This window comes from Antarctobacter sediminis, assembly GCF_019218285.1.
Lineage (GTDB): Bacteria > Pseudomonadota > Alphaproteobacteria > Rhodobacterales > Rhodobacteraceae > Antarctobacter > Antarctobacter sediminis.
Genome location: NZ_JAHUZG010000004.1, coordinates 237,308 through 249,845 on the forward strand (window position 1 = coordinate 237,308; position 12,538 = coordinate 249,845).

The window sequence follows — 12,538 nt, forward strand, 5'->3', positions numbered from 1 at the left end:
AGGAACCGCATGACACCGCGCGAATTGACCGAACTGTATCACGTCTCTCCCCAGATCGACCCGCAGGATGCGGAGGCGATCAAGGAGGCAGGCTATGTCCTGGTGATCGACAACCGTCCCGATGCCGAGATTCCGCCCTCGCATCAGACCGAGGCCATGCGCGCCGCGATCGAAGCGCAGGGAGTCCGTTTTGAGGCGCTGCCGATCACGCACCAGACCATGACCGCCGAGAATATCCTGCGGCAGTCCGAGATGGTGGCCGGCGCAAACGGCAAGGTGCTTGCCTATTGCGCCTCGGGCACGCGCTGTTCGGTGATCTGGGCGCTGGGTCAGGCCGAAACGCTGGGTGCGGACGCGGTGATCGAGGCCGCGGGCAACGCGGGCTACAACCTTGCCGGCCTGCGCCCGACGCTGGAGACACTGGCCAAGCCCTGAGCACGGCCCTGCCAACGGGATGACACGGGCCATTGGCCCCAAGGCGCGGCGAATTCGTCGCGCCTTTGCGTTTGGGCCCTGTTGCCGCCGCGCGCTCGCCCTGCCCTATGTCTCGTCGAAGTCGAAATCCACCGCGCCGGGTTCGAAACCATCGCCGATGTCGATTTCGGGCAGCGCGGCCATGGGCTCGGCCCCATCTGCGTCTTCTCCGAGTCCGGAAAAGTCGAAATCCCCGCCATCGGCATCGAAGTCCATCGGCGGCAGATCGGGCAGGTCGTCATCTTCTGCGGCCGCCGGGTTCGGCAGGTCCGGCAAGACGGCGACCGAAGGCTCTGGCAAATCGGGCACCGGCGGCGCGGCCCCGAAACCGGCGGCGGCCTCCACCGGGGCGGCCGCAGCCGTGGCGGCCACCGGAGCGCCGCCGCCGGGCCAGTTCAGCCGCACGGCGCGCAGCCCGTTCAACTGCCCCAATCGGCCACGGGCCACCAGTTGGCCACGCCCGGCGGTGACTTCGACCTTGTCGAGCGCATCCGGCGGCAGGCTGAGCACATCACCGGGTTTCAGCGCCTCTGCCTTGCCAAGCGGCAGGGTGATCCGGGCCAGCTTGGCATCCAGCCGCGCGGGCACACGGCTTAGCCGTTCCTCATGCGGGCCTGCGGCCTCTGCCTCTTCGCGGTCGGGGGTTGCCAGTTTGCGTTCCGGCAGGAAAATCGTCATCCGCCCGCGCCGACGGCCCAGTGCCAGATCAATGTCGGCGCGGAAGGCACGATAGGCCGAGGCGTCCAGCAACAGGCTGGCGGTGCGCGGATCCTCCAGCATGGCGCCAAAACGGTAGCCCACCAGTTGCGGGTGCAGCGGCTGATCCACCATGGTATCGGCCAGCCGCCCCAGCGCCCCGTCGACAAGCGGCGCCAGCATCGCGGCATCAGTCTGGGTCAGCAGGCGATCCTCTTCGATCGGCATCTGCGTAACCTGCTGAATGGTCTGCACCTCGATCACGCCGGTCATCACCTGCCGGTCGACAGCGACGACGCCAACCGCGCCCTCTGGCCCGTCCAGCAGCAACAGCAGGTCGCGGGGGCCCAATGCCTCGACCACCTCATCCTGATCCAGCATGTCGACGGTGACGGATTGCGTCACCAATGCCAGATCCCAGAGCACGTCCGCCGTGCGCGACAGCGCCCGGCGCAGCGCCTTTGGCAGGGACATGCCGCGCGCTTCGAATGCGCGTTGCGCCGCGTGGGCCTTTTGGCCCAGGACATCCTTGGGTGCGCCATCAGCCATGCGAATTAGTGCCCATCGTCAACTGCCTCCACGGGAGGTTATGGGCGGATTTGGTTACCAACCGCTTTAACGATCAGGAATTTGTTCAGAAATTCCGATGCAAACGCGCGGCCTTATTGCGCGGCCAGAACCTGCCGCACGGGCAGCGACACGCGGAATGCCGCACCGCCACGATCAGGCAAATAAGAGATTTCCCCGCCAAGGCGCGCCACGATCTGCCGCGAAATCGCCAGCCCCAGCCCCGCGCCGCCGGCCTTTTGGTCGCTGACCCGGGCAAATTTCTCAAAGATCACGTCCTGCGCCTCGGGCGCCACGCCGGAACCGTTGTCGATGAAATCCACCAACAGCTGTCCATGCGCCTCGGTCACGAGGATTCGCAGTTCGGGCGATTCGGCGTCGCAGTACTTGCGGGCATTGGAAATCAGGTTGATGAAAACCTGGCTCAGTCGTTCCATATCGGTGGTCAGCAACACCTGCTCGTTGACCCGCCGCCGTATGACCCGCAGGCCCGATCCCGCCTCATCCGCCAAAGCCGCCGAAACCGCGCGATCCAGCACGTCACCCAGCCGGCCTTCGGTCAGGTTCAGGCTCACCTGCCCGTTTTCCAACACCGACAGATCCAGCAGATCGTCCAGCAGGCGGGTCAGGCGCATCGCCTCGTCATGAATGATCGAGGCATAGCGATTCTGCTCTGACCGGGTGAGCCCCTGCGTGTCGCGCAGGATCTCGGAGAAAGCACGGATCGAACTCATCGGCGTGCGCAGTTCATGGCTGATCTGGCTGAGGAAGGCGTCCTTTTGCACCGACAGCCGCGTGAGCTTGTCGTTGGCGCGGCGCAGCTGTGCCGCAGTCCGGCTAAGCTCCTGCGACTGCGCCTCAAGCCGGGCAGAGTATTCCATCATCTGCGCGGTTTCATCGGCCACGGCCATCAGATCCTCGACCGAAACCATGGCACCGCCGGTGATCTGGCCCACCATGGCATGTGCCGTCGCCGCACCCACGGATCCGGCCAGTTCGCGCTCCAGCACTTGCAGGAATTCCGGCGTTGGCGCGGGCAGTTCCCCTTCGACCCCTTGCGCGCGCGCCTCGCGGAAGAACAACGCCTGCGCCTCGTCCGCGCCAAGGATCCTCTGGGTCATCACCATGAGGTCCTCGCTTTCCGCCGTGCTTTGCAGCCAGCTGCGCGGTCCCGCCCCCGCTTGCCGGGCCGAAACGAACTGCGCGCCCTGAAGGCGCTCCAGCGGAGAGGCCGCGCTGAAGAAGGATCCGGCGGCAAAGGCCAGCGTGTTCATCAGCAGGCTCCAGAACACCGCGTGCAGCAGCGTGTCACCGAAATCGATCCCGAACAGCGCCTCGGGACGCAACGCCATGATGCCCAGCGGACCGGTGCCGAACCACTCTGCCGGCAGCACGGTGCCGGGCCCGAAACTTGGTAGAAACAGCGTATACAGCCAGATCGAGAACCCCGCCGTCAGCCCGGCCAGCGCGCCGACACGGGTCGCCCCGCGCCAGAAGATCCCGCCCAGCAGCGCGGGCAGCACCTGTGCCACACCGGTAAAGGAAATCAGCCCGATGGCCGCCAGTTCGGTGCGCCCGCCAGACAGCGCGTAATAGAGGTAGCCCAGCAAGAGCACACCGGCGATCGACAGCCGCCGCGACAAGAGCACCACGTGGCGCACATCGCCCGACACGCTGGCCGTGCCTTCGCGCAGCCGCAGCCAGATCGGCATCACGATATGGTTGGACACCATGGTCGACAGGGCAATGGCCGCGACGATCACCATGGAGGTGGCCGAGCTGAACCCGCCAAGGAAGACCAGCATGGCCAGCGCCTCCTTGCCCTGACTGAGCGGCAGCGTCAGCACGAAAAGATCCGGGTTCGATCCTTGCGGCAGCAGGTCCAGTCCGGTCACCGCGATGGGCACGACAAAAAGGCTCATCCCCATCAGGTACAGCGGAAAGGCCCATGCTGCCGTGCGCAGTTGCGCATCGTTGTCGTTTTCCACCACCAGCACCTGGAACATGCGGGGCAGGCAGAGGAAAGCCGCAGCCGACAACAGCATCACCCCCGCCCAGCGACCGTTATCGACCTGCCAGCTTCCAAGGTCCGAGGCATCGATCCGCGCCAGCGTTGACGCCACCCCGCCGGACAGGCCCCAGACCACGAAGCACCCCAACACCACCAGCGCGGTCAGCTTGACCACCGCTTCGACCGCGATGGCCATGACCACGCCGTGATGGCGTTCATTGGCATCAAGGTTGCGGGTGCCGAAGATCACGGTAAAGACCGCAAGTCCCGCCGCGACCCAGAACGCCGTCGTGCTTTTGTCGGCCTCGCTGACCGTACCGGCCTGTGAAAAGACTTCGACCGAAAGCGTCACCGACTGCAATTGCAGCGCGATATAGGGGGTTGTCCCGATCACCGCGAGAATGGTGACACCGATGCCCAATAGGTTGGACTTGCCATAGCGGGACGAAATCAGGTCGGCGATCGAGGTGATCCTCTGGTTGCGCCCGATGCGCACCAGCTTGCGCAGAATCCACCACCAGCCCAGCATGACAAGACTGGGACCAAGGTAGATGGTCAGATACTCAAACCCGCTGCGCGCGGCGCTGCCCACGGCACCGTAAAAGGTCCATGCGGTGCAATAGATCGACAGCGACAGGGTATAGACGATGGGCGCCCGCAGCCAGCTTCCCCGGCCGCGCTGCGCCGCGCGTTCGGCGAAAAAGGCCACGGCAAAAAGCAACGCCACATAGGCGATCGAAATCGCCGCCAGCAGGTTGAGCGTCGTCATGTCACGCCTCCGCCGGATCCGGTTCGCGGGCCTGAGGACGGACCAGAGACCGGGCCAGAAGCGGAGCCAGTGTCAGAGCCAGTGTCGGGACCAAAATCAGGGCCGGTTTCAGGATCCAGACCAGTGGCATGACTGCGGTCCAGCAGGCGCACCAGCCGCGCCGCCACAAGCGCCAGCCCGAACCAGATACCAAAAATATAAATCAGCACCTGCGAGGCAGGCACCGGCGTTTGAGCCTGATGCCACAGCAAGGGCAGCCACCACAGGATCCACCCAAGCAGCGGCAGCGCACAGGCGGCATCCACCAGCCTGCGGCGGCGATAGCTTTGCCGTTCGACATAGATCGGCACCGCACGCGCGGGCGGTTTGCCCGGCGGCCGCGGCGGCACGCCTCCGGGCGGGCGCGTCATTGCGCCGACAGGGCCCGCACGGCGTCGAGCACCTCGGCGTTGGAAAAGGGCTTGGTCATGAACCGGCTGGCACCGGCCCGTTCTGCCATCTCGCGGTCCTTGCTCTGGCCGCGTGCGGTCAGCATCAAAACCGGCAGATCCGCATGGGCCGGGTCCTCGCGCAATTCGCGCAGGATGTCATAGCCCGACCGTCCGGGCAGCATCACGTCAAGGATCACCACATCCGGCGCGCGTTCACGCACGATCTGCGCCGCGTCCGTGCCATTGGAATGCGTATGGACCATCCAGCCATCGCGGGACAGGATGAAGCGGATCGCCTCGATGATATTCGGCTCGTCCTCGATCAGCAGAACCTGTCCGCTCATGTCTTCCCCCCGCATCCCGCCTCCCAGGTCTTTTGCGCCTAACGTCAAGCAGGTGTCATGAACTTATGCGGGAATTGCGACCTGTGTCAAAAACCTGTTCACCTGCGAGCCAGCTTTTCTGCCCGGTGGGAAACGGCCATGCGGCAGCGGCAGGGCTGCGCGCGGCCCTTCACCGCCGCACCGAGGCAAGGATCGAGGGTTCGCGGCGGCCCTCGCAGGCCTCGCGCGGGCAGACCCGGCAGGCCACGCCCAGTTCCGGCAGGGTCATCGGCATCTCGGCCCCCGGCGGCAGCGGGCGCACCAGCATCTGCGCCTGATACAGCGGGTCGGCGTTGACCGCCGGACCGGACAGCGGTGTGGCCAACGCCTCGGCCCAGAGCACGACGCCGCCGCGCCCCGCCTGCATCACCGGACCGGACAGGATCACATGCGGGCGGCTGAGCGCGCGGTACAGCGGCCAAAGCGGACAGGCCGCCCCGAAGCGCGGCATCGGGAAGTCTGGCAGCGGCTTGCGATAGGTCAGAACGCCGGAACTGTCGCAGATCGCCAGCCCCACCGGCGTTGGCAGGACATCGGCGGGCAAGGCCGCCAAGCGCCGCATGATCCGCGCCGGATCGGCGCCCAGCGCCCTGGCCAGCGCCGCCGGTTCGGGTCCGTGGGTTTCGACCTGCGGCACCATGACCGACAAGGGCAGCGCCTCGGCATCCGTCGCGTATCGCTCCAGCCATGTCTTCAACAGGCCGCGCGCCGGGCCGGACAGCCCCTTGCCCAGCCGGGTCAACGCGCCGTCCACTCCTGCGGCCCCGTCACTTTCCAGTTCCGGCACCACATGACCCGCGCCCTCCAGCGCGGCCTCCAGTTCCTCTTGCGGCGCGCCGGTTTCAAGCGAGGAGGTCTCGTCCGCCTCAAGGTAGGTCACAAGACCGCGGCTGGTTTCGGCCAGCCGCGCGCTGTCTTCGTAGATATTGCGGTGAAACCGGGCCTGCCATTCGGCGTCCACCTCGCCCGGTTCCGCGAGGATCGACGCCGCCGAGCGGATCGCGGTCACGGTCGACAGCATCTCGTGCAGCGAAGCCGCCAGATGCGGGTCATGGGTCATACGGTCGTTCAGCGTTTCAAGGCTGCGTTCCAGTTGCGCCATGCGGGTGCGACTGTCGGCCAAAAGCTGGGCCCAGCCGGGAAAGCGCCCGGCAAATTCATCCACCCGGTCCAGTTCGGCACCGACTTCTGGCATATCCGCCGCCGCCTCGCGCAGCGACGCGATCAGCGCCGCGCCCGCGCCTTCGGTCAGCGCAGCCGGTTCCACCTCGAGGATCTCGGCAAGGGTCAACAGCAATTTGCCGCCGATTCTGCGCCGATTATGCTCGATCAGGTTGAGGTATGAGGCGGAAATACCCGCATCCCGCGCCAGATCCGCCTGCTTCATGCCGCGCAGGACCCGGCGTTCGCGGATACGCGACCCGGTCAGCGTATCGCGGGGCATAAGCGCTTTCCTTGCACTTTCAAGGGGTTTCTGCGGCGCAAAATAAACTCCTTTACAGAATACCGCTGTCTACTTTTCAGACGTTGACAAAAAAAGTGTTTCACGTAAAGCGCTTGTTGCGCAATTTTCGATCCCCCTGCCATACTGCTTTTGCACAGATGTGCGAACGTCCCGCGTACTGAGGAGAATGCCGGGACGGTTTTACCGAAACGGGAGGATTTCATGTCCAAACTCAATGTGACGCGCCGCGGCGTGATCAAGACCGGTGCGGCCGCCGGCGCGGGCCTCGCTCTGCCCACCTACCTGTCGGCAGCCAGCCATTCGGGCTTCACCAACGCGCCGACCGGCGGCACCGTGACCCTGGGTTTCAACGTTCCGCAGACCGGCCCCTATGCTGACGAGGGTGCAGACGAACTTCGCGCCTACGAACTGGCGGTCGAGCATCTGAACGGCGGCGGTGACGGCGGCATGCTGAACACCTTCTCGTCCAAGGTTCTGGACGGCACCGGCATCATGGGCAAGAAGGTCGAATACGTGACCGGCGACACCCAGACCAAGTCGGACGCCGCGCGCGCCTCGGCCAAGTCGATGATCGAAAAAGACGGCGCCATCATGATCACTGGCGGTTCGTCCTCGGGTGTGGCCATCGCCGTTCAGGGCCTGTGCCAAGAGGCCGGCGTCATCTTCATGGCGGGTCTGACCCACTCGAACGACACCACCGGCAAGGACAAGAAAGCCAACGGTTTCCGCCACTTCTTCAACGGTTACATGTCGGGTGCCGCACTGGCTCCGGTGCTGGCCAAGATGTATGGCAATGACCGCCGCGCCTATCACCTGACCGCCGACTACACCTGGGGCTGGACCCAGCAGGAATCCATCGCCGCCGCGACCGAGGCGCTGGGCTGGACCACCGTCAACAACGTGCTGACGCCGCTGGCGGCGACCGACTTCTCGTCCTACATCGCGCCGGTCCTGAACTCGGGCGCCGACGTTCTGGTCCTGAACCACTACGGCGGGAACATGGTGAACTCGCTGACCAACGCGGTTCAGTTCGGCCTGCGCGAAAAGGTCGTCAACGGCAAGGACTTCGAGATCGTCGTTCCGCTGTACTCGCGCCTGATGGCCAAGGGTGCCGGCGCCAACGTCAAGGGCATCTTCGGCTCCACCAACTGGCACTGGTCGCTACAGGACGAAGGGTCCAAGGCCTTCGTCAAGTCCTTTGGCACCAAATACGGCTTCCCGCCGAGCCAGGCCGCGCACACCTGCTATGTGCAGACCCTGCTGTATGCCGATGCGGTGCAGCGCGCCGGGTCGTTCAACCCCTGCGCCGTGGCCGAAGCCCTCGAAGGCTACGAGTTCGACGGTCTTGGCAACGGTCCGACCCTCTACCGCGCCGAAGACCACCAGTGCTTCAAGGACGTGCTGGTCGTGAAAGGGAAAGACAACCCGACCTCGGAATTCGACCTTCTCGAGATCGTCGAAGTCACCCCGCGCGCGCAGGTCGAATACGCACCGGATCACCCGATGTTCGCGGGCGGTTCGCTGGGCTCCTGCAACCCGGGCGCCTAATCACGCCGCGCCCCTCGCGGGCCGCGTGACGGGCAGGGCCAAGGTGCCCTGCCCACCCCCTGCTTCGCTCCCATTCGGCCCGTCTGACGGGCTCCGATTCTTTTCCGCACTCCGACCGCAAAGGGTGGGACAATGGACGCCATCATCCTTCAAGTTCTCAACGGGCTCGACAAGGGCTCGGCCTATGCGCTGATCGCGCTGGGTCTGACACTCATCTTCGGCACGCTTGGCGTGGTCAACTTCGCGCATGGCGCGTTGTTCATGATCGGCGCCTTCTGTTCGGTGACGCTGCAACGCATCCTGAACCTGTCGTTCGAAACCGTCGACCCGACCAAGACCGACTTTCTCGGCAACCCGCTGAAGGTCAAGACGCCATATGTCGAAAGCTGGTTCGGCCCCGAGGTGGGATCAAGCATCATCGACTGGTCCGTGCCACTGGCCATCCTCTTTGCCATCCCGATCATGATCGGCATCGGCTTCATCATGGAACGCGGTCTGATCAAGCATTTCTACAAGCGCCCCCATGCCGACCAGATCCTCGTGACCTTCGGTCTGGCGATCGTCTTGCAGGAAATCGTCAAATACTACTTTGGCGCAAACCCGATCCAGACCCCCGCCCCCGAAGCGCTGTCCGGCGTGGCGCAGCTGACCTCGACCATCGTCTATCCGGTCTGGCGGATCGTCTATTTCTGCTTTGCGCTGGCGATCATCGGCGCGGTCTTTGCCTTCCTGCAATTCACCACCTTCGGGATGGTGGTCCGCGCGGGCATGGCAGACCGTGAAACCGTCGGCCTGCTGGGCATCGACATCGACCGCAAGTTCACCATCATGTTTGGCATCGCCGCCGCGGTCGCGGGGCTTGCCGGTGTGATGTACGGGCCGATCAATGCCCCGAACTATCACATGGGCATGGATTTCCTCGTGCTGAGCTTTGTCGTCGTCGTGGTCGGCGGCATGGGGTCGCTGCCGGGCGCCGTGGCCGCCGGGTTCCTTCTGGGCATCCTGGAAAGTTTTGCCTCGATGAAAGAGGTCATCACGATCATCCCCGGCATCAACCAGATCATCATCTACCTTGTCGCCATTGTCATCCTTCTGACCCGTCCGCGCGGTCTGATGGGTCGCAAGGGCGTGATGGAGTAAGCCACCATGTTCGGACTCGACAAGAAAGACAGCACCCTGCTGATCATCGTGGCGCTGCTGACAATGTTCGCGCCCTTCATCCTCAACCCTTTCCCGACCGAAAGCGGGCTGGCGCAGTTCAACGCCGGATACCCCGACCTGATGCAGCGGTTCGTGATCTTCGGGATCTTTGCCATCGGCTTTAACATCCTCTTCGGCCTGACCGGCTACCTGTCCTTTGGCCACGCGGCCTTTCTGGGGGTCGGTTCCTATTCGGCGGTCTGGATGTTCAAGCTGCTGTCGATGAACATCGTACCGGCGATCCTGCTGTCAGTTGTCATCGCAGGCCTCTTTGCGCTGGTCATCGGCTTCGTGTCGCTGCGGCGGACGGGGATCTACTTCTCGATCCTGACGCTGGCATTCGCGCAAATGTCCTTTGCGCTGGCCTACTCGGTGCTGACGCCACTGACCAACGGGGAAACCGGCCTGCAACTGACGCTGGACGACCCACGCATCCTTGGCGTTTCCGCGACCGAGGACGGGTCGATCCCGGTGACCAACCTCTTTGGTCTTGAAATGCGCTCGGCCTTTGACATGGTGGTGGGTCCGTGGAGCTTTACCTTCTCGGTCGGCTATTATGTCTGCGCGGTGGTGATGCTGCTGTCGTTCTACGTGGCGATCCGCATCTTCCGTTCGCCGTTTGGCATGATGCTGCGTGCGATCAAATCGAACCAGCAGCGCCTGAACTACACCGGGCTGAACCCCAAGCCCTACACGCTGGCGGCCTTCGTGATCTCGGGCATGTATGCCGGTCTTGCCGGCGGCCTTATGGCGGCAATGGACCCGCTGGCCGGCGCGGAGCGGATGCAGTGGACCGCCTCGGGCGAGGTGGTTCTGATGACCATCCTCGGCGGCGCGGGCACGCTGATCGGCCCGGTTCTGGGGGCCGGCATGATCAAGTACTTCGAAAACATCTTCTCGAAGATCAACGACAACGTGTTGCACACATGGTTCAGCTTTCTGCCGGACGGGATCGAGGATTTTGTCGTCTTCATCATCCACCCCTTCGTCGGCAAGGGCTGGCACCTGACGCTGGGCATCATCTTCATGCTTGTCGTCATCTTCCTGCCGGGTGGCCTTGTCGAAGGTGGCCAGCGCATTTCCCGGTTCTTCAACCGCAAGAAGGTGGACGATCCCAAGTCGGCCACCACCGAGCCCGCGGAATAAGGAGACAGACTGATGGGTATTCTTGAAGTCAAGGACGTGGGCAAGCGCTTCGGCGGTCTCAAGGCCCTCTCGGACGTCAACCTCAGCGTGGCAGAGAACACCTGCCACGCGATCATCGGGCCAAACGGCGCGGGCAAGTCGACGCTTCTGAACTGCCTCGTGGGCAAGCTGATCCCCGACACCGGATCGGTGATGTTCCAGGGCCAGTCCGTGCTGGGCCGCAGCCCGCACGAGATCAACCAGATGGGCATTTCCCGCGTTTTCCAGACCCCTGAAATCTTTGGCGATCTCACGGTGTTCGAAAACATGATGATCCCGCTGTTTGCCAAGCGCGACGGGGCCTACCGCCTGCATGCCATCGAGTCGGTGATGAATGAGAAATCGCTCATCGAAGAGGCCGAGAAGATGCTGGAAGAGGTCAACATGCTGGACAAGCGCCACATGCATTCGGCCTCGATGAGCCGCGGGGACAAGCGGCGGCTGGAGATGGCGATGTGCCTCGTGCAATCGCCCAAGCTCTTGTTGCTGGACGAACCCACCGCGGGGATGGCGCGCGCCGATACCAACAACACCATCGACCTGCTCAAGCAGATCAAGGAAGAGCGCGACATCACCATCGCCATCATCGAGCACGACATGCACGTGGTGTTCAGCCTCGCCGACCGGATCACGGTTCTGGCGCAGGGTACGCCGCTGGTCGAAGATGCGCCCGAAAACATCAAAGGCCATCCGAAGGTGCAAGAAGCCTATCTGGGCGAAGCGCATTGAGCGGGAGCCGGGCCAAGGCCCGGCCTACCCCGAACCCGTAGGCCGGGCGTTCCCCCGGCATCCCCTCAAGAAAGGACACGCACATGAACGTCCGTCCCGATTTCTCCAAGAACGCAAACGCGGCCGAAACCGCCCCGGCCTTTCTCTCGGTCTACGACATGCACTCTTACTATGGTGAGAGCTATATCGTGCAGGGCATCACCTTTAACGTCCACGAGGGTGAGATCCTTGCCCTGCTGGGGCGCAACGGCGCGGGCAAGACCACCACGCTGCGCTCCATCGCACGTCTGGACAACCCGCAGGTGAACCACGGCGAAATCTGGCTGGATCACCAGCCGCTGCACCTGATGAAATCGCATCAGGCCTCGGCCGCGGGGCTTGGCCTTGTGCCCGAGGATCGCCGCATCATCCCCGGCCTGACGGTCGAGGAAAACCTGCAACTGGCGCAGATCGCCCCGCCGATCGGCTGGTCGCTGGACCGGCTTTACGACCTCTTCCCGCGACTGGGCGAACGCCGCAAACAAGAAGGCGTCACCCTCTCGGGCGGCGAACAGCAGATGCTGGCCATTGCGCGGGCACTGGCGCGGGACATCAAGGTGCTGCTGCTGGACGAACCCTACGAGGGCCTTGCGCCGGTCATCGTGGACGAGATCGAAAAGACCCTGCGGCACGTCAAGGAACAGGGCATGACCACGATCATCGTCGAACAGAACGCCGTGCGGGCCCTGCAACTGGCCGACCGTGCGGTGATCCTCGACACCGGTTCCGTGGTCTTTGACGGCAGCGCCGCCGAAGTGCTGGAGAACGAGTCGCTGCGGGCCGAGTACCTCGCGATCTGATCCGCGCCCCGTACACGACCATTGAACCACTTGATTTCGGGGGCGGGGAGGTTTTCCCTGCCCCCAATTGTTTTCTGGAGGAGAGCCAAATGAGCACCACCTACCCCCCGTCCGCCGAAATGGCGCAGCAGTCGCATGTTGATGCGGAGCGTTACGAAGAGATGTATGCGCGTTCGGTTTCGGATCCCGAGGGGTTCTGGGCGGAGCAGGCGCAGCGTCTGGACTGGATGAAGGCCCCGAC

12 protein-coding genes are annotated in these 12,538 nt (G+C 64.1%); 7 read left to right on the forward strand and 5 right to left on the reverse strand.

The window, feature by feature from the left end; translation table 11 throughout:
• The first annotated feature begins 9 nt into the window (after nt 1-9).
• On the forward strand, nt 10-435 hold the full coding sequence (locus tag KJP30_RS20410; protein WP_218451211.1) for a protein tyrosine phosphatase family protein: 426 nt from the start codon (nt 10-12) through the stop codon (nt 433-435).
• Between the two features lie 105 nt (nt 436-540).
• Here KJP30_RS20410 and KJP30_RS20415 read toward each other — a convergent pair whose 3' ends face one another.
• The 5 genes from KJP30_RS20415 to KJP30_RS20435 form a co-directional block, all read right to left on the reverse strand.
• On the reverse strand, nt 541-1,719 hold the full coding sequence (locus KJP30_RS20415) for a FliM/FliN family flagellar motor switch protein (RefSeq protein ID WP_218451212.1): 1,179 nt from the start codon (nt 1,717-1,719) through the stop codon (nt 541-543).
• Between the two features lie 113 nt (nt 1,720-1,832).
• A complete protein-coding gene (locus tag KJP30_RS20420; protein ID WP_218451213.1) occupies nt 1,833-4,517 on the reverse strand; it encodes a sensor histidine kinase in 2,685 nt (894 codons plus the stop codon).
• Nucleotides 4,514-4,906 carry a hypothetical protein gene (locus KJP30_RS20425; RefSeq protein WP_218451214.1) on the reverse strand — a complete coding sequence of 131 codons (393 nt, stop codon included), beginning with the start codon at nt 4,904-4,906 and terminating at the stop codon, nt 4,514-4,516. The genes KJP30_RS20420 and KJP30_RS20425 overlap by 4 nt, the downstream gene beginning before the upstream one ends.
• A 17-nt stretch (nt 4,907-4,923) precedes the next feature.
• Nucleotides 4,924-5,292 (reverse strand): response regulator transcription factor, encoded by a 369-nt coding sequence (locus tag KJP30_RS20430; protein WP_218451215.1) that lies wholly within the window; start codon nt 5,290-5,292, stop codon nt 4,924-4,926.
• 169 nt (nt 5,293-5,461) lie between these two features.
• A complete protein-coding gene (locus KJP30_RS20435; RefSeq protein WP_218451216.1) occupies nt 5,462-6,775 on the reverse strand; it encodes a helix-turn-helix transcriptional regulator in 1,314 nt (437 codons plus the stop codon).
• Nucleotides 6,776-6,997: 222 nt separating this feature from the next.
• On the opposite strand from KJP30_RS20435, the gene KJP30_RS20440 reads away from it, so the two are divergent.
• From KJP30_RS20440 to KJP30_RS24945, 6 genes are all read left to right on the forward strand, one after another.
• Entirely contained in the window at nt 6,998-8,344 is a 1,347-nt protein-coding gene (locus KJP30_RS20440) for a substrate-binding protein (RefSeq protein ID WP_218451217.1), read from the forward strand.
• Nucleotides 8,345-8,476: 132 nt separating this feature from the next.
• Nucleotides 8,477-9,484 carry a branched-chain amino acid ABC transporter permease gene (locus tag KJP30_RS20445; protein WP_218451218.1) on the forward strand — a complete coding sequence of 336 codons (1,008 nt, stop codon included), beginning with the start codon at nt 8,477-8,479 and terminating at the stop codon, nt 9,482-9,484.
• A 6-nt stretch (nt 9,485-9,490) separates the two neighbouring features.
• Nucleotides 9,491-10,690: a branched-chain amino acid ABC transporter permease gene (locus tag KJP30_RS20450; RefSeq protein ID WP_218451219.1), complete on the forward strand. Its 1,200-nt coding sequence runs from the start codon at nt 9,491-9,493 to the stop codon at nt 10,688-10,690.
• Nucleotides 10,691-10,702: 12 nt separating this feature from the next.
• A complete protein-coding gene (locus KJP30_RS20455; RefSeq protein ID WP_043146433.1) occupies nt 10,703-11,458 on the forward strand; it encodes an ABC transporter ATP-binding protein in 756 nt (251 codons plus the stop codon).
• Nucleotides 11,459-11,541: 83 nt separating this feature from the next.
• On the forward strand, nt 11,542-12,297 hold the full coding sequence (locus KJP30_RS20460) for an ABC transporter ATP-binding protein (RefSeq protein WP_218451220.1): 756 nt from the start codon (nt 11,542-11,544) through the stop codon (nt 12,295-12,297).
• A 161-nt stretch (nt 12,298-12,458) separates the two neighbouring features.
• Nucleotides 12,459-12,538: acetyl-coenzyme A synthetase N-terminal domain-containing protein (locus KJP30_RS24945; protein ID WP_246594671.1), on the forward strand; the 80-nt coding region annotated here is incomplete at its 3' end.

Coding starts and splice junctions, on each gene's coding strand:
- KJP30_RS20450 (WP_218451219.1), top strand. CDS start 9,491: ATGTTCGGACTCGACAAGAAAGACAGCACCCTGCTGATCATCGTGGCG.
- KJP30_RS20420 (WP_218451213.1), bottom strand. CDS start 4,517: ATGACGACGCTCAACCTGCTGGCGGCGATTTCGATCGCCTATGTGGCG.
- KJP30_RS20440 (WP_218451217.1), top strand. CDS start 6,998: ATGTCCAAACTCAATGTGACGCGCCGCGGCGTGATCAAGACCGGTGCG.
- KJP30_RS20430 (WP_218451215.1), bottom strand. CDS start 5,292: ATGAGCGGACAGGTTCTGCTGATCGAGGACGAGCCGAATATCATCGAG.
- KJP30_RS20445 (WP_218451218.1), top strand. CDS start 8,477: ATGGACGCCATCATCCTTCAAGTTCTCAACGGGCTCGACAAGGGCTCG.
- KJP30_RS20455 (WP_043146433.1), top strand. CDS start 10,703: ATGGGTATTCTTGAAGTCAAGGACGTGGGCAAGCGCTTCGGCGGTCTC.
- KJP30_RS20435 (WP_218451216.1), bottom strand. CDS start 6,775: ATGCCCCGCGATACGCTGACCGGGTCGCGTATCCGCGAACGCCGGGTC.
- KJP30_RS20415 (WP_218451212.1), bottom strand. CDS start 1,719: ATGGCTGATGGCGCACCCAAGGATGTCCTGGGCCAAAAGGCCCACGCG.
- KJP30_RS20460 (WP_218451220.1), top strand. CDS start 11,542: ATGAACGTCCGTCCCGATTTCTCCAAGAACGCAAACGCGGCCGAAACC.
- KJP30_RS20410 (WP_218451211.1), top strand. CDS start 10: ATGACACCGCGCGAATTGACCGAACTGTATCACGTCTCTCCCCAGATC.